General features: G+C 54.6%; 22 protein-coding genes and 1 riboswitch. Of the genes, 6 read left to right on the plus strand and 16 right to left on the minus strand.

The features are described 5' to 3' along the window. Nucleotides 1-515: 515 nt before the first annotated feature. Nucleotides 516-2105 carry a bifunctional phosphoribosylaminoimidazolecarboxamide formyltransferase/IMP cyclohydrolase gene (gene purH, locus AABB92_RS23095; protein ID WP_031376927.1) on the plus strand — a complete coding sequence of 530 codons (1590 nt, stop codon included), beginning with the start codon at nt 516-518 and terminating at the stop codon, nt 2103-2105. Between the two features lie 18 nt (nt 2106-2123). Then, a complete protein-coding gene (purD, locus tag AABB92_RS23100; RefSeq protein ID WP_031376926.1) occupies nt 2124-3404 on the plus strand; it encodes a phosphoribosylamine--glycine ligase in 1281 nt (426 codons plus the stop codon). Nucleotides 3405-3439: 35 nt separating this feature from the next. On the opposite strand, the gene AABB92_RS23105 is transcribed toward purD, so the two are convergent. The 6 genes from AABB92_RS23105 to nudC form a co-directional block, all read right to left on the minus strand. Continuing rightward, nucleotides 3440-4102, minus strand: a complete 663-nt coding sequence (locus tag AABB92_RS23105; RefSeq protein ID WP_031376925.1) for a DUF1481 domain-containing protein — start codon at nt 4100-4102, stop codon at nt 3440-3442. 69 nt (nt 4103-4171) lie between these two features. Next, a complete protein-coding gene (gene hupA / locus AABB92_RS23110) occupies nt 4172-4444 on the minus strand; it encodes a nucleoid-associated protein HU-alpha (protein WP_003850136.1) in 273 nt (90 codons plus the stop codon). Between the two features lie 188 nt (nt 4445-4632). Further along, a complete protein-coding gene (locus AABB92_RS23115; RefSeq protein WP_031376924.1) occupies nt 4633-5223 on the minus strand; it encodes a YjaG family protein in 591 nt (196 codons plus the stop codon). A gap of 63 nt (nt 5224-5286) precedes the next feature. After that, the gene (gene nfi / locus AABB92_RS23120; protein ID WP_031376923.1) at nt 5287-5955 is read right to left on the minus strand and encodes a deoxyribonuclease V; all 669 of its coding nucleotides are present in this window, start codon (nt 5953-5955) and stop codon (nt 5287-5289) included. 2 nt (nt 5956-5957) lie between these two features. Continuing rightward, nucleotides 5958-7025, minus strand: a complete 1068-nt coding sequence (hemE, locus tag AABB92_RS23125) for a uroporphyrinogen decarboxylase (protein WP_031376922.1) — start codon at nt 7023-7025, stop codon at nt 5958-5960. A gap of 40 nt (nt 7026-7065) precedes the next feature. Next, nucleotides 7066-7836: an NAD(+) diphosphatase gene (gene nudC / locus AABB92_RS23130; RefSeq protein ID WP_031376921.1), complete on the minus strand. Its 771-nt coding sequence runs from the start codon at nt 7834-7836 to the stop codon at nt 7066-7068. A gap of 89 nt (nt 7837-7925) precedes the next feature. Between nudC and AABB92_RS23135 the strand changes: the two genes are divergently transcribed. The 3 genes from AABB92_RS23135 to thiE all read left to right on the plus strand — a co-directional run bounded on the left by AABB92_RS23135 (nt 7926) and on the right by thiE (nt 11330). Then, complete coding sequence (locus tag AABB92_RS23135) at nt 7926-8432, plus strand: Rsd/AlgQ family anti-sigma factor (protein WP_031376920.1); 507 nt, start codon at nt 7926-7928, stop codon at nt 8430-8432. A gap of 153 nt (nt 8433-8585) precedes the next feature. Beyond that, a riboswitch (TPP riboswitch) is annotated at nt 8586-8686 on the plus strand. An 86-nt stretch (nt 8687-8772) separates the two neighbouring features. Beyond that, complete coding sequence (gene thiC, locus AABB92_RS23140) at nt 8773-10695, plus strand: phosphomethylpyrimidine synthase ThiC (protein WP_046289649.1); 1923 nt, start codon at nt 8773-8775, stop codon at nt 10693-10695. A 2-nt stretch (nt 10696-10697) separates the two neighbouring features. Continuing rightward, nucleotides 10698-11330, plus strand: coding sequence for a thiamine phosphate synthase (thiE, locus tag AABB92_RS23145; RefSeq protein ID WP_031376919.1), 633 nt, complete (start codon nt 10698-10700; stop codon nt 11328-11330). A gap of 187 nt (nt 11331-11517) precedes the next feature. Here the strand turns inward: thiE and AABB92_RS23150 are convergent, their stop codons facing one another. Further along, nucleotides 11518-12987 (minus strand): aminotransferase-like domain-containing protein, encoded by a 1470-nt coding sequence (locus AABB92_RS23150; protein WP_031376918.1) that lies wholly within the window; start codon nt 12985-12987, stop codon nt 11518-11520. A gap of 174 nt (nt 12988-13161) precedes the next feature. On the opposite strand from AABB92_RS23150, the gene AABB92_RS23155 reads away from it, so the two are divergent. Further along, complete coding sequence (locus AABB92_RS23155) at nt 13162-13350, plus strand: DUF1127 domain-containing protein (protein ID WP_031376917.1); 189 nt, start codon at nt 13162-13164, stop codon at nt 13348-13350. 50 nt (nt 13351-13400) lie between these two features. Here the strand turns inward: AABB92_RS23155 and rpoC are convergent, their stop codons facing one another. The 9 genes from rpoC to AABB92_RS23200 all read right to left on the minus strand — a co-directional run. Continuing rightward, on the minus strand, nt 13401-17624 hold the full coding sequence (rpoC, locus tag AABB92_RS23160; RefSeq protein WP_031376916.1) for a DNA-directed RNA polymerase subunit beta': 4224 nt from the start codon (nt 17622-17624) through the stop codon (nt 13401-13403). Between the two features lie 131 nt (nt 17625-17755). After that, nucleotides 17756-21784, minus strand: a complete 4029-nt coding sequence (gene rpoB / locus AABB92_RS23165) for a DNA-directed RNA polymerase subunit beta (protein ID WP_031376915.1) — start codon at nt 21782-21784, stop codon at nt 17756-17758. Between the two features lie 329 nt (nt 21785-22113). After that, entirely contained in the window at nt 22114-22476 is a 363-nt protein-coding gene (rplL, locus tag AABB92_RS23170) for a 50S ribosomal protein L7/L12 (protein WP_006121499.1), read from the minus strand. A gap of 66 nt (nt 22477-22542) precedes the next feature. Continuing rightward, a complete protein-coding gene (gene rplJ / locus AABB92_RS23175) occupies nt 22543-23040 on the minus strand; it encodes a 50S ribosomal protein L10 (RefSeq protein ID WP_003848098.1) in 498 nt (165 codons plus the stop codon). A gap of 365 nt (nt 23041-23405) precedes the next feature. Beyond that, nucleotides 23406-24110, minus strand: a complete 705-nt coding sequence (rplA, locus tag AABB92_RS23180; protein ID WP_031376914.1) for a 50S ribosomal protein L1 — start codon at nt 24108-24110, stop codon at nt 23406-23408. Between the two features lie 3 nt (nt 24111-24113). Continuing rightward, nucleotides 24114-24542: a 50S ribosomal protein L11 gene (gene rplK / locus AABB92_RS23185; RefSeq protein WP_006121495.1), complete on the minus strand. Its 429-nt coding sequence runs from the start codon at nt 24540-24542 to the stop codon at nt 24114-24116. Nucleotides 24543-24689: 147 nt separating this feature from the next. After that, complete coding sequence (nusG, locus tag AABB92_RS23190) at nt 24690-25235, minus strand: transcription termination/antitermination protein NusG (protein ID WP_003848088.1); 546 nt, start codon at nt 25233-25235, stop codon at nt 24690-24692. A 1-nt stretch (nt 25236) separates the two neighbouring features. Continuing rightward, the gene (secE, locus tag AABB92_RS23195; RefSeq protein WP_031376913.1) at nt 25237-25620 is read right to left on the minus strand and encodes a preprotein translocase subunit SecE; all 384 of its coding nucleotides are present in this window, start codon (nt 25618-25620) and stop codon (nt 25237-25239) included. Between the two features lie 229 nt (nt 25621-25849). Continuing rightward, a partial coding sequence (locus AABB92_RS23200; RefSeq protein ID WP_046289650.1) for an EF-Tu C-terminal domain-related protein occupies nt 25850-26058 on the minus strand: 209 nt, incomplete at its 5' end.

The following is a 26058-nucleotide window of genomic DNA, read 5'->3' on the forward strand; positions in this document are numbered from 1 at the left end:
TCCTGCGAGTGCCCACACAGATTGTCTGATAAATTGTTAAAGAGCAGTGCGAGCAGCGGGTTAACCGTCTGTCGCGAGGTGGCGTATATTACGCTTTCCTCCCTCAGAGTCAACTTCTTTTTCAGAAATTTTTCTCCGGCGGCGCAGTCTCCTGTGCCTCTCAACCCGGCGGCCGGTAAGCCGTTGTTCCGTGTCGATGGAGGCGCATTATAGGGAGTTGTTCGGCAGGCGCAACCAGTAAATTGCATAAAAACAACCGTTCGCTGCATTCCACAGCAAAAGCCCCTGTTATACGCAGTTACGCACAAACTTATCCACATTCATCGGCCACAGTGAATTTAGGCGAGCATCACGCAAACGTTTTCGCTACAATGCCCGGCGACGTAACGGACGCCCCTTTTCGGGGCGTTACCTGAAGTTTTCGATCTTTTCTTCTTATATAAGCAAAGGAAGGATCGTTAAGCTTGATGTAACGCTCTTATATACGCGAAACAAAGCCAAGGGATAAAACCACCATGCAACAACGTCGTCCTGTACGCCGCGCTCTGCTCAGTGTGTCTGACAAAGCCGGTATCCTCGAATTTGCTCAGGCGCTCGCTGACCGCGGTGTCGAGCTGCTCTCCACAGGTGGCACGGCTCGCCTGCTGGCGGATGCGGGCCTGCCTGTCACTGAAGTCTCTGACTACACCGGCTTCCCGGAAATGATGGATGGACGCGTCAAAACCCTGCACCCGAAAGTGCACGGCGGCATTCTGGGCCGTCGCGGCCAGGATGATGCCATCATGGCGCAGCACGACATCAGCCCAATCGATATGGTGGTGGTAAACCTGTATCCCTTTGCCCAGACGGTGGCACGTGAAGGATGTTCGCTGGAAGATGCCGTTGAGAACATCGATATCGGCGGCCCGACTATGGTGCGCTCCGCTGCAAAGAACCATAAAGATGTGGCGATCGTAGTGAAGAGCAGCGACTATCCGGCTATCGTGGCCGAGATGGATGCGAATCAGAACGCCCTGACCCTTGAAACCCGCTTCGACCTCGCCATTAAAGCCTTCGAGCATACAGCCGCCTACGACAGCATGATCGCTAACTATTTTGGATCGCTGGTGCCGGCCTATCATGGCGAACGCGGCCAGCCAGCCGGTCGCTTCCCGCGTACCCTTAACCTGAATTTCATTAAAAAGCAGGATATGCGCTATGGCGAAAACAGCCATCAGGATGCGGCCTTCTATATAGAAGAGAATGTGGCGGAAGCGTCCGTCGCTACCGCACAGCAGGTTCAGGGCAAGGCCCTTTCTTATAACAACATTGCCGATACCGATGCGGCGCTGGAATGCGTAAAAGAGTTCAGCGAGCCGGCCTGTGTCATCGTTAAACATGCTAACCCGTGCGGCGTCGCGGTCGGTGATTCTCTGCTGACGGCCTATGAGCGTGCCTGGCAGACCGATCCGACCTCCGCATTCGGCGGCATCATCGCCTTTAACCGCGAGCTGGATGAAGCAACCGCGCAGGCCATTATCAGCCGTCAGTTTGTTGAAGTGATCATTGCGCCTGCAGTTTCCGAGGCGGCTCTGAAAATTACCGCGACCAAACAGAATGTCCGGGTGCTGATCTGCGGTCAGTGGCAAAACCGGGTGGCAGCGCTGGACTTCAAACGGGTTAATGGCGGCTTACTGGTGCAGGATCGCGATCTCGGTATGGTCGATGCCACCCAGCTGCGCGTGGTCAGCAAACGCCAGCCAACGGAGCAGGAACTGCGTGATGCGCTGTTCTGCTGGAAAGTAGCGAAGTTCGTTAAGTCTAACGCCATTGTTTATGCGCGCGATAATATGACTATCGGTATCGGCGCTGGCCAGATGAGCCGCGTCTATTCCGCTAAGATTGCCGGCATCAAAGCGGGCGATGAAGGGCTGGAAGTGAAAGGCTCGGCGATGGCGTCTGACGCCTTCTTCCCGTTCCGCGACGGTATTGATGCGGCAGCGGCGGTAGGTATCAGCTGCGTGATTCAGCCTGGCGGCTCGATCCGTGATGACGAAGTGATCGCCGCAGCCGATGAACACGGCATAGCGATGATCTTTACTGATATGCGCCACTTCCGCCATTAATCGTTTGGAGAGTTACAGATGAAAATTTTAGTGATTGGCAATGGCGGACGTGAGCACGCATTAGCCTGGAAAGCTGCACAGTCTCCGCTGGCGGAAACTGTGTTTGTGGCACCGGGCAACGCTGGCACCGCATTAGAGCCGGCGCTGCAAAATGTGGCGATCGCCGCCACTGACATCCCTGCCCTGCTGGCCTTTGCACAACGCGAAGCCATCGATCTGACCATCGTCGGCCCTGAAGCGCCACTGGTGGCGGGCGTGGTCGATGCGTTTCGCGCTGCCGGCCTGAACATTTTTGGCCCGGCCCAGGCAGCCGCTCAGCTGGAAGGCTCAAAAGCCTTCACCAAAGATTTTCTTGCCCGCCATCAGATCCCGAGTGCCGAATACCAGAACTTCACCGAGGTTGAGCCTGCGCTGGCCTATCTGCGTGAGAAAGGCGCACCGATCGTCATTAAGGCTGACGGTCTGGCTGCGGGCAAAGGCGTGATTGTAGCGATGACGTTGCAGGAAGCGGAAGCGGCGGTTCAGGATATGCTGGCCGGCAATGCTTTTGGCGATGCCGGCCACCGGATTGTGATCGAAGAGTTTCTCGACGGTGAAGAAGCCAGTTTCATCGTCATGGTCGATGGCGAGCATGTCCTGCCAATGGCCACCAGCCAGGATCACAAACGCGTCGGCGACGGCGATACCGGCCCGAACACCGGCGGTATGGGCGCCTATTCTCCGGCACCGGTGGTTACCGATGAGATCCACCAGCGGGTGATGGATCAGATTATCTGGCCAACGGTGCGTGGCATGGCCGCTGAAGGTAATGTCTATACCGGCTTTCTCTATGCCGGCTTGATGATCGATCAATCCGGTCAGCCTAAAGTGATCGAATTTAACTGCCGCTTCGGCGATCCGGAAACTCAGCCGATCATGCTGCGTATGCAGTCGGATCTGGTCGATCTTTGCCTGGCAGCCTGTGCCGGCACGCTGGATCAGAAAACCTCTGAGTGGGATCCACGGCCGTCACTGGGCGTGGTGCTGGCGGCGGGCGGCTATCCGGGCGATTACCATCAGGGCGATCAGATTCACGGTCTGCCCCTGGAAGAGGTTGAGGATGGCAAGGTATTCCACGCCGGAACACGCCTGGAAGACGATTTAGTGCTTACCAACGGTGGCCGGGTACTGTGCGTTACCGCGCTGGGCGACGATGTGGCGGCGGCCCAACAGCGGGCTTATCAGCTGGCTCAGCCGATTTCCTGGCAAGGCAGTTTCTGCCGCCGCGATATTGGCTACCGCGCTATTAACCGCAAATAAGTCAAAGGGGCACAGTGTGCCCCTTACTCCTGCGCTTACATATCCTCTTCTTTCGGCTGCTGTGCGCAGTCATCCTGCTGGCTTACCCGCAACAGTTGCACCCCTTCCGGCGCTTCCAGCCATGAAACCATCAATGGCGAGGCCGACCCACGCTGCTGCTGCGCCAGCGTCCGTAAGGCATCGCTATCGAAGGCGGGCCTGACCTGCTGGCCTTCACAGCTTTCGATCAAATTGCCGCCCTGCCAGTGACCCTGCCGCAGGAATATCCGGCCGCTGAGCAGCGCGTCACTAACGTGGCGCATCCGCTGGGCGTCGAACTTATACAACTCAACCGCATCCGGACTGACCGCTTCGCGCCGGCCAGCCAGCTGGCGCTGCATAAAGTTAAGGCCGCCTTCCTGGTCAAACCGTAAGGTGACGTCATCGGGATGCTCGCCTTTGACCTGACGATGAACGCTGATTAACGCCTCTTCCAGCCAGATGTAATCGGTAATTTCCCCTTCACCGCTGGCGAACGGGGTAAAAATGGTGCGGATATGGACCGAATGGTGATCGTTATTCTTGCGCCAGATGCGCACGACGCCACGGTCAGCAAGATAACCACTGGCAGAGAAAGGAGGAATATCGGGTGTTGAGCTGCAACCGAAAAGCAATAAGGAGAGAGACAGGGCGGAAAAACGCTGAAGCAGCGTGGTCATGATGGCAGGCCCCTTAAACAAAAGGGGCGAATCGCCCCCTGTTTTAAAGCTTAACCGCAGTGCGACGTCTTACTTAACGGCGTCTTTCAGCGCTTTACCAGACACGAATGCCGGTACATTTGCTGCAGCGATTTTGATCTCTTTGCCAGTCTGCGGGTTACGACCGGTACGCTCAGCGCGGTGGTTCACTTTAAAAGTACCAAAACCAACCAGTTGTACAGCATCACCATCTTTCAGAGACTCAGTGATCGCAGCCAGAGTAGATTCCAGCGCTGCCTTTGCCTGGGTTTTAGACAGGTCAGCTTTTTCTGCGATCACATCAATCAGTTGAGTCTTGTTCATAAGTTATCCTTAAAGTGTATTTATCGCTTGCTAAGCAACGAGTGCGAGGGAAAAGCCATATTCTGGCACTCTTCAGCCTGCACGCACCGATAGCCACAATTTTCAGCCCCCCAAATGTAGACCAGAGAGGGGGCCGATGTGAAGCCTCCAGGCGCGCTAATTCGGGCCTGAAGTCACGTTTTGTCGCCTTACTGCTGGAAATTTATACCGATGTTGCTAATTCCCGCTTCACGCAGGTCCGATCGCAGGCCTTTGATTAATTCAAGGTCACGCTCTTCGCACTCGGCAAGCAGGCGGAAAATCTCCCATTGAAGGTCCCATTCATCAATGATGGCCGGGTTTTCACGAAGCTCTTCGTCGGTCATTTCGCGTCCAGCCTGGGTCATTTCCAGCATGGCAACGGTAGTAATTGAGGTCTCGCTGACTTCAATCGCGTGCTCAAGTGTGTCGCCGCTCAGCTGCGCATGAACCACTTCGCTTAATGCCACGCAGGCATCAATCGCCGGATACACACCGTAAACCTCAAACGCATCACCATCAGGAATGGCAGCTTCAAGTTTTTCCAGCTGGCTGTCGAAGTTGATCTTCGCATCTTTGACCGTCAGGTTTTCCCAGATCAGATCAAGAATGCGGCGATAGAGTGCCGGATCGGCAAATTCGGTCTGCTCGCAGAATGCCCGATAATTCGGGTACATACGCTCACACAGGCAGGCCATAAAAGTAAGATGCTGCCAGCTTTCCAGCTTCGCCAGACGCAGATGAACGGGATTTTGTAACATAAAGGTGGCTCTTATTCGTTTCGCTGGCGGCAGTGTAACTGCAAAAGCGCAGCACAAACAGTGTTAAAGCGCGTTTTGCCAGCGCTGGAAAGCGGTTCGGTTCGAGGCAACCGCGTCGGCCCAGCGGGTCGGTTCCGGCAGCCGGTAACCACGCGTACAGTTTTCGACCCACTGCAGCGCGGTATCCAGGCTGACACGATGACCGGTGGCGACAAACAGCGGATTGCAACGCTGCTTGCTGCGCCATACCCAGCCTATCTGTTCGCCTTTGTCGATCAGTGGCTGACGACTGCCAGGCTGCGCATCCAGATCGGCAAACCGGCCACACAGACGACTTTTCGCGACACCAATGGTGGGCACATCGACCAGCAGGCCAAAATGCGACGCAACGCCGAGCCGTCGGGGATGGGAGATACCGTGACCGTCGACAAACAGCAGATCCGGTTTTTGCTCCAGCATCTGCCATGCGGCCATCAACGCCGGATACTCACGGAAGGAGAGAAAGCCGGGAATGTAAGGCATGGTGGTCTCAATACGCGCAATGCGATGTTCCACCAGCGTTAGCGAAGGCCACTCAAGCACCACCAGCGCCGCCCGGGTGACGGCACCTTCCTGTTCAAATCCGACGTCCGCCCCGCCAATAAAGCGCGGCGGCAATACGTCAAAGTCATCTTCACGCACCACATCAGCGGCGCGTTGCAACTGCTCAGCGCGAAGTGCGGCAATATCCATGGTTACTCCTGATGGAAAGGACGCGATAAACGGTGCACCGCTTCAACAAACACGCCCGCATTTTCCGGCGGGACATCCTGATGAATACCGTGACCGAGATTGAAAACATGACCGGTGCCATTGCCAAAGCGCTGCAGAATCCCGGCCACTTCCTGTTCAATACGGGCGGGTGGCGCATAGAGCATTGAAGGATCCATGTTGCCCTGCAGCGCAACTTTGTCACCGACACGGCGGCGTGCATCGTCGATATCTGTGGTCCAGTCGAGGCCCAGCGCATCGCAGCCGGTTTCGGCCATCGCTTCCAGCCACTGCCCGCCCCCTTTGGTGAACAGGGTAATCGGCACCCGACGACCGTCGTTTTCACGCAGCACGCTATCGACGATTTTGTGCATGTAGTGCAGCGAGAACTCGCGATAATCACGGCCGGTCAGGACGCCGCCCCAGGTATCAAACACCATCACTGACTGCGCACCGGCGCGAATCTGGGCATTGAGATAGAGAATAACGCTGTCCGCCAGTTTATCCAGCATCGCATGCAGCGTGGCGGGATCGGCATACATCATCTTTTTGATTTTGGTGAACGCTTTGCTGCTGCCGCCTTCCACCATGTAGGTAGCCAGCGTCCACGGACTGCCGGTAAATCCGATCAGCGGCAGGTCGCCGTTCAGGTTTTTACGGATGGTGCGTACCGCGTTCATTACGTAACCCAGTTCCATTTCCGGATCGGGCACCGGCAAACGCTCTACATCTGCCCGGCAGGTAATCGGATGCGAAAAGCGCGGACCTTCGCCGGTTTCGAAATAGAGGCCCAGGCCCATCGCATCAGGGATAGTCAGGATGTCACTGAAGAGGATTGCAGCATCCAGCGGATAGCGGCGCAGCGGCTGCAGCGTCACCTCACAGGCCAGCTCAGCATTTTTACACAGCGACATAAAGTCACCCGCTTCGGCGCGCGTCGCTTTGTATTCTGGTAAATAACGTCCGGCCTGGCGCATCATCCACACTGGCGTTACATCTACTGGCTGACGTAACAGGGCACGCAAATAACGATCGTTCTTCAGTTCACTCATTTCATTACTCTCTCAATTTCAGGCGTGTAGTGTAGCACTTTCACGCTTCGGCGCGGCACAGGGCGACGGTATCTTCAATCAGGCGGCGCGCCACGGTGCCCGGTGGCGGCAGCAAGGGCAAGGCATCAAAACGAAACCAGGCCGCATCCAGCAGCTCTTTGCCGTCATGTTGCAGATCGCCACTATCATATTCCGCCATAAACGCCGTCATCAGCGATTGCGGGAATGGCCACGGCTGGGAGGTGACGTAGCGGACATTTTTGACGCGGATATTACTCTCCTCCATCACTTCACGTGCCACCGCCTGTTCCAGCGTCTCGCCGACTTCGACAAAGCCAGCCAGTACGGTATAGACGTTATTACGATGACGGGCGTGATTCGCCAGCAGGATCTCATCGCCACGCCGGATCGCCACGATAATGCAGGGCGCAATCTGCGGATAATAGCGCTCGCGGCAATGACTGCACAGGCAGGCAAACTCATGTTTGCTGTGGTGCATTTCGTGACCACAGTAGCCACACCAGCGATGGGAACGGTAGAACTCCGCCAGCTGCACGCCGCGTCCCGCCAGCTGAAACAGCCCCACATCCAGATCGATCAGTTGCCGTACCGAGAACATGCTCTCTGCACGTAGCTCGCAAATCAGCCAGACTTTTTCCCCCTGCCACTCGCCAATCTGTCGGGCTTTGGTACCCGTCAGACCGAAATTTTCGGCGCTTCCGTGGGGTAAATCACCTTGCGGCAACCAAAGTTTCTGCTCGTGGCTGACAATCCACCATCCAGCGTCTACGCTTGAGATTTCGCATTGCATTTATTTCGTCATCCTTAGCGTCAACTCGCACGCTGAAGTCCTGATGTTAAGTGTGTAGATGAACAACTATAACTCACATGGAGTTAGATATGCTTAACCAGTTAGACGTCCTGGCCGAACGCGTAGGTGGCAGTAACGAACTGGTCGATTCGTGGCTGGAAGCCCGTCGCCAGCTGTTAGTAACCTATTACCATCTGGTCGGACTTAAACCGAATAAAGAAGCCCTGACCCGCCTTGATGAGCAGGCGCTGGATAACTTTTGTCATGGCCTGGTCGATTATCTTTCCGCCGGTCACTTTAGTATTTATGAACGCATCATCAGTGAGATGAGTGGTGACAGCCCGATGATCGCGGCGGCCCAAATCTATCCCCCGCTGGAAGCCAACACTGAGCGCCTGATGCAGTTGTATGATGGCCATCTGCAGCAGGCGATCGATGATGATAACTGCATGACGTTCCAGCAGGCGCTATCTGAAGTCGGTGAAGTGCTGGAGGCGCGCTTTACGCTGGAAGACAAGCTGATCCAGCTGGCGTGGGATAACCATCTGGCACCACCGCCGGTGGCCAATGACAGCCAGATTGCTCGTCCGGCATAAGGTTAAACGCAGGTAAAGGGGTTGTGATTCAGTTGCAGCCCTTTTATGCTGAAGGGGTTCTGATGGCTGAGGCCAGAAGAACCCATTTTTTTCTGTTAGAACGTTAAGGTTTTTCGTCTTCAGCGGGCGCTCTGCCAGCCGCAGCGTAAAACCGCATTCTTGTCGGAGTGCCCAGTTGGGCTGAGACCGTTAATTCGGGATCCGCGGAACCTGATCAGGTTAGAACCTGCGAAGGGAACAAGAGTAAATATTGTCGGTACGCCAGTCTCTTGCACTGCCCGTGCTGTTACTCCTTCCGAACTCCGGACAAGCATCATTCCCACTCAACTGGAAGATTGCTATGTCTGACCCAAAAATGACCCGTCGTGAACAGCGTGCCCTGGCGCAGGAATTTATCGATTCACTGCAAGGCGGCAGCGCATTTCCCCGTTCTGAACGCATCTGGATTACCGGCAGTCGGGAGGATATTCGCGTACCGATGCGCGAAATCAGGCTCAGTCCGACCCCGGTCGGCGGCAGTAAAGATCAGCCACTTTATGAGCAGAATGAGGCGGTGCCGGTCTATGACACCGCCGGTGCCTATGGCGATCCCGCCGCGCAGATTGATCTGCATCGCGGGCTGACAAAGCTGCGGGCAGGTTGGATCGAAGAACGCAATGATAGCCAGCCACTGCCACAGCGCAGTTCAGACTATACCCAGCAGCGTCTGGCGGATGATAGCCTCGATCATCTGCGCTTTGACGCGCTGCCCACCCCGCGTCGCGCCCTTGCTGGCCGTTGCGTCACGCAGATGCATTACGCCCGTCAGGGCATCGTGACGCCGGAGATGGAGTTCATCGCCCTGCGGGAGAATATGGGCCGTGAGCGAATTCGCAGCGAGGTGTTACTGCAACAGCACCCGGGCCACAGTTTTGGCGCGCATTTGCCAGATAACATCACCCCGGAGTTTGTGCGTCAGGAAGTGGCGGCTGGCCGGGCGATTATTCCCGCCAACATTAACCATCCTGAATCGGAACCGATGATTATCGGGCGTAACTTCCTGGTCAAGGTGAATGCCAACATCGGCAATTCAGCGGTCAGCTCGTCGATTGAGGAGGAGGTAGAGAAACTGGTCTGGTCGACCCGCTGGGGCGCCGATACGGTGATGGATCTCTCTACTGGCCGTAATATTCATGAAACGCGCGAATGGATTTTGCGTAACAGCCCGGTGCCAATCGGCACAGTGCCGATTTATCAGGCGCTGGAGAAAGTGAACGGCGTGGCCGAAGCGCTCAACTGGGCAGTATTCCGCGATACGCTGCTGGAACAGGCTGAACAGGGAGTCGACTACTTCACCATTCATGCGGGCGTACTGCTGCGCTACGTGCCGATGACGGCAAAACGGCTGACCGGGATTGTCTCGCGCGGCGGATCGATCATGGCGAAATGGTGTCTGTCGCATCATCAGGAGAGCTTCCTCTATCAGCATTTCCGCGAAATCTGTGAAATCTGCGCGGCCTACGATGTCTCACTGTCGCTGGGCGATGGCTTGCGTCCAGGCTCGATTCAGGATGCTAACGATGAAGCGCAGTTCGCCGAACTGCGAACGCTGGGCGAGCTAACGCAGATCGCCTGGGAATATGATGTGCAGGTGATGATTGAAGGCCCCGGCCACGTCCCGATGCATATGATCCGCCGTAATATGACAGAGCAGCTCGATCGGTGTCACGAGGCCCCCTTCTATACGCTTGGTCCCCTCACCACCGACATTGCGCCCGGCTATGACCACATTACCTCCGGTATCGGCGCCGCAATGATTGGCTGGTTCGGCTGTGCGATGCTGTGTTATGTCACGCCCAAAGAACATCTTGGTCTGCCAGATAAGGAGGATGTGAAGCAGGGTCTGATCACTTATAAAATCGCCGCTCATGCCGCCGATCTCGCCAAAGGCCATCCGGGCGCGCAGATCCGGGATAACGCGATGTCAAAAGCGCGCTTTGAATTCCGCTGGGAAGATCAGTTCAATCTGGCACTCGATCCGCATACGGCGCGCGCGATGCATGACGAAACATTGCCTCAGGCGTCCGGCAAGGTGGCCCATTTCTGCTCAATGTGCGGCCCTAAATTCTGCTCAATGAAAATATCTCAGGAGGTACGGGATTTTGCCGCACGCCAGCAAGCCAGCGCGCAGCCGATTGAGGTTGGCATGGCACAGATGTCTGAACAATTTCGCAGCCGGGGTGGTGAGCTTTATCATCCGGCAGATGCCATGAAGGAGGAGTAACTATGTCCGCATTTCCTGCTACTGTGTCGCGTCTCGGCCTGTATCCGGTAGTCGATAGTGTTGAATGGATCGAACGCCTGTTAGATGCCGGCGTCCGTACCCTGCAACTGCGCATCAAAGATCAGTCGGACGAGGCGGCAGAAGCGGCCGTCGCCCAGGCCATTGCGCTGGGCAAAAGCTACGATGCGCGCCTGTTCATCAATGACTACTGGCGGCTGGCGATAAAGCATCAGGCCTACGGTGTCCATCTGGGTCAGGAGGATCTGGCGGTGGCGGACCTGGCACAAATCCGCCAGGCGGGATTACGACTCGGCATTTCAACCCATGATGATGCCGAACTGGATCGTGCGCTGGCCATTCAGCCCTCTTACATCGCGCTCGGGCATATTTTTCCGACCCGCACTAAACAGATGCCATCCGCGCCGCAGGGACTGGCAGAACTGCAGCGACATCTGACCCGCCTGACGCACATTCCGACCGTGGCGATTGGCGGTATCTCCGTTGCGCGGGCACCCGCGGTGCTGGCGACCGGCGTTGGCGGCATTGCGGTGGTAAGCGCCATCACCGAGGCAGAGGACTGGCATGAAGCGACGCGTACCCTGCTGGCGCTGGCTGAACCGGCGCAGCCAGCGTGAGTATTGTTGGGTAACAGCGCGCAAAAATAATCAAACTGCTGTAACGGCAGCGATAAATCAGGAATACCGCGCGCAGTTAGCCAATCAGTCACTGGCGCGGTGTCAGACAGCCGTTTAGTGTGGCCTTCGTCAGGTACGGTTACCTGACCAGGGCCAGTTCCCTCCTCTTTCTGGCCCTGCTTCTTTCCTACTTAGCCACCAGCAAATCGGGCGATAAGGCGGCAGGAAGATCATCATGCTGGCAGGCCTGCATCGCCCGCTCGACGGCTGCCCCTACCCGCGCCACCGCCTGTTCGGTTTGTTCAGTGATCGGCAAGCCGTAGTTTAAGCGCAGACAGTTACGGTATTTGCCCGAGGCGGAAAACAGTGAGCCGACGGCGATCTGAATTTTAGATTCACGCAGTTCGCGATTAAGACGAACGGCATCAAAGGGCTCCGGCAACTCAATCCACATCAGGAAACCGCCCTGCGGACGGGACACGCAAATCCCACAGGGGAAGTAATGACGCACCCAGCAGCTGAAGGTTTCATAGTTGCGATGATAGATCTGCCGCATCCGCCGCAGATGGGGTTGATAATGGCCCTGACGAATAAACTCCGACACAGCATGTTGCGGTTGCGTGGCGGTAGAGCCGGTAACAATGTACTTCATATGCAGGACGCGGTCCCGGTAGCGGCCCGGTGCCACCCAGCCAACCCGTAATCCGGGTGCCAGCGTTTTAGAAAACGAGCTGCAGAGCAGGACCCGGCCATCCAGATCTAACGCTTTGATGGTCGGCGGACGCGGATATTCCCAGGCAAGCTCACCATAGACATCGTCTTCAATCACCGCGGCGTCAAAGCGTTGCGCCAACGCCAGCAAGGCGCGTTTACGCGGTTCCGGCATAATGAAACCCAGCGGGTTATTGCAGTTCGGTACCACCACCACCGCTTTGATTGGCCACTGATCAAATGCCAGTTCCAGTGCTTCCAGACTGATGCCGGTCACCGCATCGGTGGGGATCTCAATGGCGCGAATGCCAAAGCCGCGCAGCGTCTGCATGATGCCGTGAAAGGAAGGTGACTCAACCGCGATGATATCGCCGGGCTCGCAGACCGCGCGTACTGCGACGGATAACGCTTCATGACAGCCGGTGGTGATCACAATGTCATCAGCGGTAAACTGACAGCCGCTATCGATCGCCAGACGCGCAATCTGTTGTCGCAGCGCGAGCACGCCATACAGGTTGTCATAATTAAGCAGCGCCGTTTCCTGCTTCTGGGCCTGACGGCTAAATGCTTTCCACAGCGGCTTTAGCGTCGGCTGGGTCAGATCGGGCATGCCGCTGCCAAGTTGCAGCACGTCATCTTCCAGACGGCTGTTGATCAACTCCAGTACCGCGTCCCACTGGGTGACTTCAACCGGCCGCTGCGCAGGCCGCGTCAGTGCGGGTATCGGCGGGGTCGCTTTCCGTGATGCCACAAAATAGCCCGAACGCGACTGCGGCGTGATCATCTGCTTCTCTTCCAGCAGGTGATAGGCCTGTTGTACCGTACTGATGCTCACGCCATGTTCGGCGCTCAGGCTGCGTACTGAAGGAAGACGCTCTCCGCTGCGGTATAAGCCCTGTTCAATGCGCTGCGCCAGTAGCGTAGCCAGATGTTCATATCGGGTCATCGTATCCCCTCGTTGCAATTTTCAAAGCCTGAACCAGTACAGTTAGTCACTATTATTACCATTCAGATCGCACTGACAGCAATCTGTATGTTAAATAAAAGTGATTTTTGGGTCTGTATCATACAGCGCTACTTTACGAAAATAGTCCTCAGGCAAAACAATGAGGGCAGCATGATGGGATACGATGAAAATCGCGCAGGCAAACCGTTTACCGGTACACCTTACACACTGGTGCGTTATCTGTGGCGCAGCTTCAGACGCTGGCAGTGCCGGCGTGAAACCCGCCTTATTCTGTCGAAACTCAGCGACAGCCAGCTAAAAGATATCGGCCTCAGTCGCAATGAATGGAACAAGCTGAACTGAAGACAAAAAAAACCCTGCCGAAGCAGGGTTTTTTATTACGCCAATGACGATTACTCGTCGTTGTTACCGCCGAGACCGGCGTTCAACAATTCGGCCAGGCTGGCTGAGGCTTCATCCGCAGTAACCTGCGGTGCTACCGGCACTTCACCTGCCGCTTTGCGGCGCATACGATCCTGATGGTAAGCGTAACCGGTACCGGCCGGGATCAGACGACCCACGATTACGTTCTCTTTCAGACCGCGCAGTTCGTCGCGCTTGCCTGCTACAGCAGCTTCGGTCAGGACACGAGTAGTCTCCTGGAACGATGCGGCAGAGATGAACGATTCGGTTGCCAGTGACGCTTTGGTGATACCCAGCAGGTCACGCATGAAAGTGGCACCAACTTTTCCGTTCGCTTCCAGATCGCGGTTAGCAATCTTGATGCGAGAGAATTCAGCCTGTTCACCTTCGAGGAAGTCTGCACTTCCTGCGCTCATGATGGTTGCTTTACGCAGCATCTGACGAACGATGACTTCGATGTGCTTATCGTTAATCTTAACGCCTTGCAGACGGTAAACTTCCTGCACTTCGTTAGTGATGTAACGGGTCACCGCATGCACGCCACGCAAGCGCAGGATGTCATGTGGAGACTCTGGGCCATCAGAAACCACGTCACCACGCTCAACACGTTCACCTTCGAACACGTTCAGCTGACGCCATTTCGGAATCATCTCTTCGTACGGCTCGCTGCCATCCAGCGGAGTAATCACCAGACGACGCTTACCTTTGGTCTCTTTACCGAACGAGATAATACCGCTGATCTCGGCCAGAATAGCCGGCTCTTTCGGACGACGCGCTTCGAACAGGTCAGCAACGCGTGGCAGACCACCGGTAATATCTTTGGTACCGCCAGATTCCTGCGGTACACGCGACAGCGTGTCACCGGCGCTGATTTTAACGCCATCTTCCAGCTGAACAATCGCTTTACCTGGCAGGAAGTACTGAGCCGGCATATCGGTGCCCGGAATCAGAACGTCGTTGCCGTTGGCATCCACAATTTTCAGCGCTGGACGCAGATCTTTACCGCCCGCAGTACGCTCGGCGCTGTCCAGAACTACCAGCGAGGAGAGACCGGTTAAGTCATCTGTCTGGCGGGTAATGGTCTGGCCATCAATCATGTCGGTGAAGCGAATGAAACCGCCCACTTCGGTGATAACCGGCATGGTGTGCGGATCCCAGTTTGCGACGGTTTCGCCCGCTGCAACCTGCTCACCATCACCTTTCGCCATGGTGGCACCGTAAGGAACTTTATAGCTCTCTTTGGTACGACCAAATTCGTCGATCATTTTTAGTTCAACGTTACGCGAGGTGATCACCAGCTTGCCAGCCGAGTTGGTTACCGACTTAGCATTGGTCAGCTTGATGGTACCTTTGTTCTTCACCTGAATGCTGGATTCAGCAGCCGCACGTGATGCCGCACCACCGATGTGGAACGTACGCATCGTCAGCTGTGTACCCGGCTCACCGATGGACTGTGCCGCGATAACACCGATCGCTTCACCTTTGTTGATGATGTGACCACGTGCCAGGTCGCGACCGTAGCAGTGTGCACACACACCAAAGTCGGTTTCACAACCTACTACCGAACGGACTTTCAGGCTGTCTACTGAGTTCAGTTCCAGCACGTCACACCAGTGCTCATCGAGCAGGGTGTTACGTGGAACCAGAATGTCAGCGGTGCCTGGCTTCAGCACGTCTTCTGCCGTCACACGACCCAGTACACGTTCACGCAGTGGTTCTTTAACGTCGCCACCTTCGATGACCGGAGTCATCATGATGCCTTCGTGCGTACCACAATCGTCTTCGGTAACCACCAGATCCTGTGCAACGTCAACCAGACGACGCGTCAGATAACCGGAGTTCGCCGTTTTCAGTGCGGTATCCGCCAGACCTTTACGCGCACCGTGGGTTGAGATGAAGTACTGAAGTACGTTCAACCCTTCACGGAAGTTCGCCGTGATTGGTGTTTCGATGATGGAGCCATCTGGCTTCGCCATCAGACCACGCATACCGGCCAGCTGACGAATCTGTGCAGCAGAACCACGCGCACCGGAGTCGGCCATCATAAAGATGCTGTTAAAGGAAACCTGTTTCTCTTCTTCGCCATGACGGTTGATCACGGTTTCGGTTGAAAGGTTTTCCATCATCGCCTTGGCAACACGTTCGTTCGCTGCTGCCCAGATATCGATGACTTTGTTATAACGTTCGCCGGCGGTAACCAGACCAGACTGGAACTGTTCCTGAATCTCAGCCACTTCGGCTTCAGCTTCAGAGATGATTTCCACTTTCTTGGCCGGGATAACCATGTCGTCGATACCGACTGACGCACCTGAACGGGCTGCGTAAGCAAAACCGGTGTACATGGTCTGGTCAGCAAAGATAACGGTCGGCTTCAGGCCCAAAATGCGGTAACAGGTGTTCAGCATTTTGGAGATGGCTTTTTTACCCAGCGCCTGGTTAACGATTGAGTACGGCAGACCTTGCGGTACGATCATCCACAGAATCGCACGACCAATGGTGGTGTCGATAATGCTGGTTTTCGGAACGAATTCGTCCTGCTCGTTTTTGCTGTATTCAGTGATACGAACTTTAACGCGGGCATGCAGCTCAGCCAGGCCAGCGCGGTAAACACGCTCAGCTTCTTTCGGGCCAGTCAGCACCATGCCTTCGCCTTTGGCGTTCACTTTGTCGCGGGTCATATAGTACAGACCCAGAACAACGTCCTGTGAAGGAACGATGATTGGCTCGCCGTTCGCTGGAGACAGAATGTTGTTGGTCGACATCATCAGCGCACGCGCTTCCAGCTGGGCTTCCAGCGTCAGCGGTACGTGAACAGCCATCTGGTCACCATCGAAGTCGGCGTTATAAGCCGCACAAACCAGCGGGTGCAGCTGGATCGCTTTACCTTCGATCAGAACCGGTTCAAACGCCTGAATACCCAGACGGTGCAGCGTAGGCGCACGGTTCAGCAGAACCGGGTGCTCACGGATTACTTCGTCGAGGATATCCCAGACAACCGCTTCTTCGCGCTCAACCATTTTCTTCGCGGCTTTGATGGTGGTGGCGAGGCCACGCAGTTCCAGCTTGCCGTAAATGAACGGTTTGAACAGTTCGAGTGCCATTTTCTTCGGCAGACCGCACTGATGCAGGCGCAGGTATGGACCTACGGTGATAACCGAACGACCTGAATAGTCGACACGTTTACCCAGCAGGTTCTGACGGAAACGACCCTGCTTACCTTTGATCATGTCAGCCAGCGATTTCAGCGGACGCTTGTTGGAACCGGTGATCGCACGACCGCGACGACCGTTGTCCAGCAGGGCATCTACCGCTTCCTGCAGCATACGTTTTTCGTTACGTACGATGATATCTGGCGCAGCCAGATCCAGCAGGCGCTTCAGACGGTTGTTACGGTTGATCACACGACGATAAAGATCGTTCAGATCCGACGTAGCAAAACGGCCACCGTCCAGCGGTACCAGCGGACGCAGATCCGGCGGCAGTACAGGCAGCACGGTCAGGATCATCCACTCTGGCTTGTTGCCAGACTGAACGAACGCTTCCAGCAGCTTGATACGCTTGGTCAGTTTTTTACGCTTGGTTTCAGAGTTGGTTTCGTTCAGCTCTTCGCGCAGCTGCTCGCACTCCTGCTCCAGATCCATGTTTTTCAACAGGGCCTGGATCGCTTCGGCGCCCATTTTGGCGTCGAACTCATCACCGAACTCTTCCAGCGCGTCAAGGTACTGCTCTTCAGTCAGAATCTGGCGCTTCTCGAGGTTGGTCATGCCACCTTCGATTACCACGTAAGATTCAAAGTAGAGCACGCGCTCGATGTCACGCAGGGGCATATCCAGCAGTAAGCCGATACGCGAAGGCAGTGACTTCAGGAACCAGATGTGCGCAGTTGGCGACGCCAGTTCGATGTGGCCCATGCGCTCACGGCGCACTTTAGTCTGGGTCACTTCAACGCCGCACTTCTCACAAATCACACCACGGTGTTTCAGGCGCTTATACTTTCCGCACAGGCACTCGTAGTCTTTTACCGGCCCGAAGATACGGGCACAGAACAGACCATCGCGCTCTGGCTTGAAAGTACGGTAGTTAATGGTTTCCGGCTTTTTCACTTCACCGAAAGACCAGGAACGGATCATGTCTGGCGAAGCCAGCGCAATTTTGATCGCATCAAACTCTTCGGTTTTAGTTTGCGCTTTCAGAAACTTAAGTAAGTCTTTCACGGATTAGCTCCCGTCGGAGTGAGACTCAGGGGCGTCCAACCGAAATTGAACGCCCCATAACCAGTACAATTGCGAGCGCTTAAACCCTGCGCTTTCAGGCGGCGGGGTTGCCCGCCAGCCTGAAGTGGGGGTTACTCGTCTTCCAGCTCGATGTTGATACCCAGCGAGCGAATCTCTTTCAACAGTACGTTGAAGGATTCTGGCATGCCCGGTTCCATCTGATGGTTGCCGTCAACGATGTTTTTATACATCTTGGTACGGCCGTTGACGTCATCAGACTTAACGGTAAGCATTTCCTGCAGGGTATACGCGGCGCCGTATGCTTCCAGCGCCCACACTTCCATCTCACCGAAGCGCTGACCACCGAACTGCGCCTTACCACCCAGCGGCTGCTGAGTAACCAGGCTGTAGGAACCTGTTGAACGCGCATGCATCTTGTCATCAACCAGGTGGTTGAGTTTCAGCATGTACATGTAGCCAACGGTTACCTGACGTTCGAACTGCTCACCGGTACGGCCGTCAAACAGGGTAATCTGACCAGAAGAAGGCAGGCCGCCGAGCTGTAACAGCTCTTTGATTTCGCTCTCTTTCGCGCCGTCAAACACCGGAGTGGCGATTGGCATACCTTTTTTCAGGTTCTCAGCCAGACGCAGGACTTCGTCGTCGGTGAACGTATTCAGGTCAACTTTCTGACGTACGTCGGTACCCAGGTCGTAAGCGCGCTGGATGAACTCGCGCAGTTTCGCGACTTCTTCCTGCTTCTTCAGCATGGCGTTGATTTTCTCGCCGATGCCTTTCGCTGCCATACCCAGGTGGGTTTCGAGGATCTGACCGATGTTCATACGTGACGGTACGCCCAGCGGGTTCAGTACGATGTCAACCGGCGTGCCGTGTTCATCGTAAGGCATATCTTCGATCGGGTTGATCTTGGAGATAACACCTTTGTTACCGTGACGACCCGCCATTTTGTCACCCGGCTGAATCTGACGCTTAACCGCCAGATAAACCTTAACGATTTTCAGCACGCCTGGTGCCAGATCATCGCCCTGGGTGATCTTACGACGCTTACCTTCGAGCTTCTTCTCAAACTCGTGTTTCAGTTCGTCGTACTGCTCTGCCAGCTGCTCCAGCTGGTTTTGCTTGGCTTCGTCAGTCAGACCCAGTTCCAGCCAGCGCTCACGCGGCAGCTTGTCCAGTTTGTCTGCTTCAACGCCACCCGAAATCAGCACGCTCTGGATACGGCTGAACAGGCCCGCTTCCAGAATCTGCAGTTCTTCAGACAGGTCTTTCTTGGCCTGCTTCAGCTGCATCTCTTCGATTTCAAGTGCACGTTTGTCTTTTTCCACGCCATCGCGGGTAAAGACCTGAACGTCAATCACGGTGCCTGACACGCCATTCGGTACGCGCAGTGACGAATCTTTCACGTCAGAGGCTTTTTCACCGAAAATAGCGCGCAGCAGTTTTTCTTCCGGCGTCAGCTGGGTTTCACCTTTCGGCGTAACCTTGCCCACCAGAATGTCACCACCGGTCACTTCAGCACCGATATAAACGATGCCGGATTCATCCAGTTTAGACAGAGCGGCTTCACCCACGTTCGGGATATCCGCAGTGATCTCTTCTGGCCCCAGCTTGGTGTCACGCGACACACAGGCGAGTTCCTGGATGTGAATAGTGGTGAAGCGATCTTCCTGAACCACACGCTCGGAGACCAGGATGGAGTCTTCGAAGTTGTAGCCGTTCCACGGCATGAACGCTACGCGCATGTTCTGGCCCAGCGCCAGTTCACCGAGGTCGGTGGACGGGCCATCTGCCAGCACGTCGCCGCGCTCAACCGGCTCACCCAGAGAAACACATGGCATCTGGTTGATGCAGGTGTTCTGGTTAGAACGGGTATATTTGGTCAGGTTGTAAATGTCGATACCGGCTTCGCCAGCGTGCATTTCGTCTTCGTTAACTTTGATAACGATACGGGATGCATCAACGTACTGCACGGTACCACCACGTTTCGCTACGGCGGTTACACCGGAGTCAACCGCAACCGCGCGCTCCATACCGGTACCAACCAGCGGCTTATCAGCACGCAGAGTCGGAACGGCCTGACGTTGCATGTTCGCACCCATCAGGGCGCGGTTGGCGTCATCGTGTTCCAGGAATGGGATCAGTGATGCACCGACAGAAACCACCTGTTGGGTGGAGACGTCCATGTAGTCAACCTGATCGCGACTGAACAGGCTCGACTCGCCTTTGCTACGGCAGGTGACCAGATCATCAACAAACGCGCCGTTATCATCCAGAGAGGCGTTAGCCTGAGCGATAACGTAGTTACCCTCTTCGATAGCGGAGAGGTAGTGAATCTCATCAGACACTAAACCGTCGATAACGCGACGATAAGGTGTTTCAAGGAAACCGTACTCGTTGGTCTGCGCATAGACAGACAAGGAGTTGATCAGGCCGATGTTCGGACCTTCAGGGGTTTCGATTGGGCAGACACGACCGTAGTGCGTTGGGTGTACGTCACGCACTTCGAAGCCGGCACGCTCACGGGTCAGACCGCCTGGGCCGAGAGCAGAGATACGACGTTTGTGCGTAATCTCTGACAGCGGGTTGTTCTGATCCATAAACTGAGACAGCTGGCTTGAACCAAAGAACTCTTTCACCGCCGCCGAAATTGGCTTGGCGTTGATCATGTCCTGTGGCATCAGGGTATCGAGGTCGCCCAGTGACAGGCGCTCTTTAACCGCACGCTCAACACGCACCAGACCGACACGGAACTGGTTCTCAGCCATCTCACCCACTGAACGAATACGACGGTTACCGAGGTGGTCGATATCGTCCACTTCGCCTTTACCGTTACGGATGTCGATCAGCTTCTTCATCACTTCGATGATGTCTTCTTTGCTCAGGATGCCTGAACCTTCGATTTCATCACGCAGCAATGAACGGTTGAACTTCATGCGGCCAACCGCAGAGAGATCGTAACGATCTTCAGAGAAGAACAGGTTCTCAAACAGGTTCTCTGCAGCTTCACGCGTTGGCGGCTCACCAGGACGCATCATGCGGTAGATCTCAACCAGTGCGCTCAGGCGATCGCTGGTTGGGTCGACACGCAGGGTCTCGGAGATATAAGGACCGTGGTCCAGATCGTTGGTGAACAGCGTCTCGATGCGCTTATGACCCGCCTGGCTCAGCTTAGCCAGCAGATCCAGCGACAGCTCCATGTTGGCAGCAATGATCAGCTCACCGGTGCTCTCATCGATATAATCTTTAGAGACCACTTTGCCCGCGATATATTCAACCGGGACTTCGATGTGCTGAATGCCATCTTTTTCCAGCTGACGGATATGGCGCGCAGTAATACGGCGTGCTTTTTCGACGTAGACGGTGCCGTTAGCTTCGATATCGAAGGTCGCGGTTTCACCGCGCAGGCGCTCAGGCACCAGTTCCATCTGCAGCTTGTTGTCACGGATTTCAAACACCACTTTCTCGAAGAAGATATCGAGGATTTCAGCGGTGGTGTAATGCAGTGCGCGCAGAATGATACTGGCCGGCAGCTTACGACGACGGTCAATACGGACGAACAGGTTATCTTTCGGGTCAAACTCAAAGTCGAGCCATGAACCACGGTAAGGGATGATACGTGCGTTATACAGCACTTTACCCGAAGAGTGGGTTTTACCCTTATCGCTGTCAAAGAACACGCCAGGACTACGGTGCAGCTGAGAAACGATAACGCGCTCGGTACCATTGATAACAAAGGTACCGTTGTCGGTCATGAGCGGAATTTCGCCCATGTAGACTTCTTGCTCTTTAATGTCTTTTACGGTGCCTTCTGGCGCTTCGCGCTCATAGATCACCAGACGCAGTTTCACGCGCAGCGGTGCCGAATAGGTCACGCCACGGATCTGACACTCTTTCACGTCAAAGACAGGTTCACCTAAGCGATAGCTCACATACTGCAACTCAGAGTTGCCGCTGTAGCTCGCGATAGGGAAGACGGAACGGAATGCAGCTTCCAGTCCGTACTGACCTTCTGGATCTTGCTCGATAAACTTCTGGAACGAGTCAAGCTGGATGGAAAGGAGATAAGGTATGTCCAGAACTTGTGGACGTTTACCAAAATCCTTACGAATACGTTTTTTCTCGGTATAGGAGTAAACCATAGGGTTCCTCAGCTAGCTGACAAGTCGACCCACGCTGTCCGTCCTGACAGGACAGTTCATGCAACACGATTTTGTTTGATTCACTGGCTGCGCGGCAGCAGTGCAATACCTCTTTCTATCACGCTTAAATCATTTCATCGCTGTTGCGAGGGCAGGGAACCCGCACAGGAAAGCGGTATATTAAGTCGTCGATAGAGAAAGATATTGAAGAGCAACAATGGACAAACAGTGTGAAACCCCATTGAGGCCCTGGAGCGCAAAAAGGCTGGTGACCAAAAAGTCACCAGCCATCAGCCTGAAACTACTCAGACTGCAACCCGAAGGTTGTCTTACTTAACTTCAACTTCAGCGCCAGCTTCTTTCAGAGCAGCTTCAAGTGCAGCTGCGTCATCTTTGCTGATGCCTTCTTTGATTACGCCAGTTGCTTCAACCAGATCTTTGGCTTCTTTCAGGCCCAGACCAGTTGCAGTACGTACGGCTTTGATTACTGCTACTTTGTTCGCGCCAACAGCTTTCAGGATAACGTCGAATTCAGTTTTTTCTTCAACAGCTTCAGCTGGGCCAGCAGCAACAGCTACAGCGGCAGCAGCAGAAACGCCGAATTTTTCTTCCATAGCAGAAACCAGCTCAACTACTTCCATTACGGACATAGCTGCAACAGCTTCCAGAATTTGGTCTTTAGTGATAGACATGACAATTGTTCCTAAGAATCAGAAAAAGTTTATACGTTAGCAAGTACGAAGAAAAAGAATCTGGCCTTAAGCCGCTTCTTTTGCATCGCGTACAGCAGCCAGAGTGCGGACCAGTTTGCCAGCAGCGGCTTCTTTCATGGTCGACATCAGACGTGCCAGTGCTTCTTCGTAGGTCGGCAGAGTTGCCAGACGGTCAATATTAGCCGCCGTGATCAGCTCACCTTCAAAGGCTGCAGCTTTGACCTCAAATTTTGCATTCGCTTTCGCGAAATCTTTGAACAGACGAGCAGCAGCGCCCGGGTGTTCCATAGAATATGCAATCAGGGTCGGACCAACAAACGTGTCTTTCAGGCACTCAAACTGAGTACCTTCAACGACGCGGCGCAGCAGGGTGTTACGAACAACACGCATGTAAACGCCAGCTTCACGACCTGCTTTACGCAGTTCGGTCATTTTATCAACGGTAACGCCACGGGAATCCGCAACAACCGCTGAAAGCGCGCCTTTGGCTACTTCGCTGACTTCAGCAACAATCGCTTGTTTGTCTTGAAGATTTAATGCCATTAGCTTTTGCTCCTGGATTTGACCGGGGAAGGATTTCCCCGGAACTCACTTCACTTACTCACCCGAAGGAAAATAAGCGCTCGAACACGGTGAGCAGAATCCAGCTAAGAAAAAATTCTTTTGGTTCTGTCACCGTCTACGCAGGGAATTAAGCGGAATATCCGAAGATAAGCTGCTCCTGCGGTCTTGGACGGAGGCCAGGATAAGGCCTGGCTCCAACCTAAATTCTGTTTGATGCAGCAGGGTTCAAAGCGGGAAGGCGATAAACGCAGCGACCGGTTCTGACTCTCTGGTATCGGTTCTGCTATTAACAGAACAACGGGCGTAAGATTCTAGGTGAATTTTTCGCCCGTTTCAAGCAGCAATTAGTTTGCTGTTGCGTTCAGACCAGCCTGGTCAACGGCAACGCCGGCGCCCATGGTGGTTGAAAGGCTAACTTTCTTGATGTACACGCCTTTCGCCTGAGATGGTTTAGCTTTTTTCAGCGCAACCAGCAGAGACTCCAGGTTTTCTTTCAGTTTGTCAGCGTCGAAGTCCACTTTACCGATGGTAGTGTGGATGATGCCGTTTTTGTCGTTACGATAACGAACCTGACCCGCTTTAGCATTCTTAACTGCTTCAGCAACGTTAGGGGTTACAGTACCGACTTTCGGGTTTGGCATCAGGCCACGTGGACCCAGAACCTGGCCCAGCTGGCCAACAACGCGCATTGCATCCGGAGAAGCAATAACAACGTCAAAGTTCATTTCGCCTTTCTTGATCTGATCGGCCAGGTCTTCCATACCTACCAGCTCAGCGCCTGCTGCTTTAGCAGCTTCAGCGTTGGCGCCCTGGGCGAAGACAGCAACACGTACTGAACGACCAGTACCGTGTGGCAGAACGGTCGCGCCGCGCACGTTCTGATCAGATTTACGAGCATCGATGCCGAGGTTTACAGCAACGTCAACGCTTTCTACGAACTTAGCGGTAGCCAGTTCTTTCAGCAGAGCGATCGCTTCAGCAATGTCGTACTGCTTGGTCGCGTCAACTTTGTCGCGAATTACGGTCATGCGCTTGGTCAGCTTAGCCATTTCTTAGTCCTCTACTACCAGGCCCATGGAACGAGCAGTACCTTCGATGGAGCGAGTCATCGCTTCAACGTCAGAACCAGTCATGTCCGCAGCTTTAGTTTCTGCGATTTCACGTACCTGAGCACGAGTCACTTTACCGACTTTATCTTTGTTCGGCTTACCAGAACCAGACTTGATGCCCGCTGCTTTTTTCAGCAGTACGGCAGCCGGAGGCGTTTTGGTAATGAAGGTAAAAGAACGGTCGCTGTATACAGTGATAACAACAGGAGTCGGCAGACCTTTTTCCAGAGATTCGGTCTTCGCGTTGAACGCTTTACAGAATTCCATGATGTTAACACCCTGCTGACCCAGTGCTGGACCAACCGGTGGACTTGGGTTCGCCATACCAGCTGCAACCTGCAGCTTGACGTAGGCTTGGACTTTCTTAGCCATGATATTTCCTCAATTGGGTTATAGCGCCTGAAAAGGCTCCCCGTGATAACGATTCACACGCTGTTGCCAGCGCATAAAAACAAAAGGCGCGAAATTGTAGTTAAATTTCGCGCCTGCTGCAACAGCTAAATTGTGAGCGGAAAGAGGTTAACCTTTCTCCACCTGACCGAAGTCGAGTTCAACCGGTGTTGCACGTCCAAAGATGGAAACGGAGACAGTCAGACGACTCTTCTCGTAATCCACATCTTCAACGACGCCATTAAAGTCAGCAAACGGACCGTCATTAACGCGAACCATTTCACCTGGCTCGAACAGCGTTTTCGGCCGTGGCTTATCGCCAACCTGCTGCAGACGGTTCATGATCGCGTCGACTTCTTTGTCACTGATAGGCGCTGGACGGTCAGAGGTGCCGCCGATGAAACCCATCACGCGCGGAACGCTGCGGACCAGGTGCCAGCTTGCGTCATTCATGACCATCTGGACCAGGACATAACCCGGGAAAAACTTGCGCTCGCTCTTACGACGCTGGCCGCCACGAATCTCAACGACTTCTTCAGTCGGAACCATGACGTCGCCAAACAGCTCTTCCATGTTGTGCAATTTGATGTGCTCGCGCAGCGACTGTGCTACGCGGCCTTCAAAACCGGAAAACGCCTGTACGACGTACCAGCGTTTCTTTGGAGCTTCAGACATCTCAGAACCTCAGGCCAGTGATAAACGATACCAGACGGACCAGAATACCATCCAGCCCCCACAAAATCAGTGACATCACGGCGGTAACCGCGGCAACGATTAACGTGGTGTGCAGCGTTTCCTGGCGGGTTGGCCAGATAACCTTACGCATTTCGGTTCTTGCTTCACGAGCAAAAGCCACGGTCGCTTTGCCTTTGGTCGTTAAAAGCGCAATGCCGCCGGCCGCTGCAATCAGCACAACTACAGCTAACGCGCGCAGAGGCAGTGTCACATCACGATAGAGGTAGTTACCTACGATCGCTGCGAGCAGTAGTAACACCACTACTACCCACTTTACCGCTTCCAGGCCGCGCCCGCTCCCTTGAGCTTCGGTATTCGCACTCATAAACCAACCTGCCACAATAATTCAGAAACTATTCTGCCCCGCAGTGCGAGGCATCCAAACCGAATGAGCTTTTGGGGCGTAACTCGGTATCCTACGCCGCATAACAGAGCCTGTCTCAGCAATGATTATGATCGAAAATCACTGATGAGCCAGGTTCTATGAAGCAGCGTGCAAAAAGGGCATCAAATGATGCCCTTTTCGTGTGCATTGCGTCAAACGTTATCGATAATTAAGCGATAACTTTAGCAACAACACCCGCACCAACGGTACGGCCGCCTTCGCGGATTGCGAAGCGCAGACCTTCGTCCATCGCGATTGGGTGGATCAGGGTAACAACCATTTTGATGTTGTCGCCTGGCATTACCATCTCAACGCCTTCTGGCAGCTCAACTGAGCCCGTTACGTCAGTAGTACGGAAGTAGAACTGAGGACGGTAGC

The sequence above is a fragment of the Pantoea brenneri genome, assembly GCF_038594305.1.
Classification (GTDB): domain Bacteria; phylum Pseudomonadota; class Gammaproteobacteria; order Enterobacterales; family Enterobacteriaceae; genus Pantoea; species Pantoea brenneri.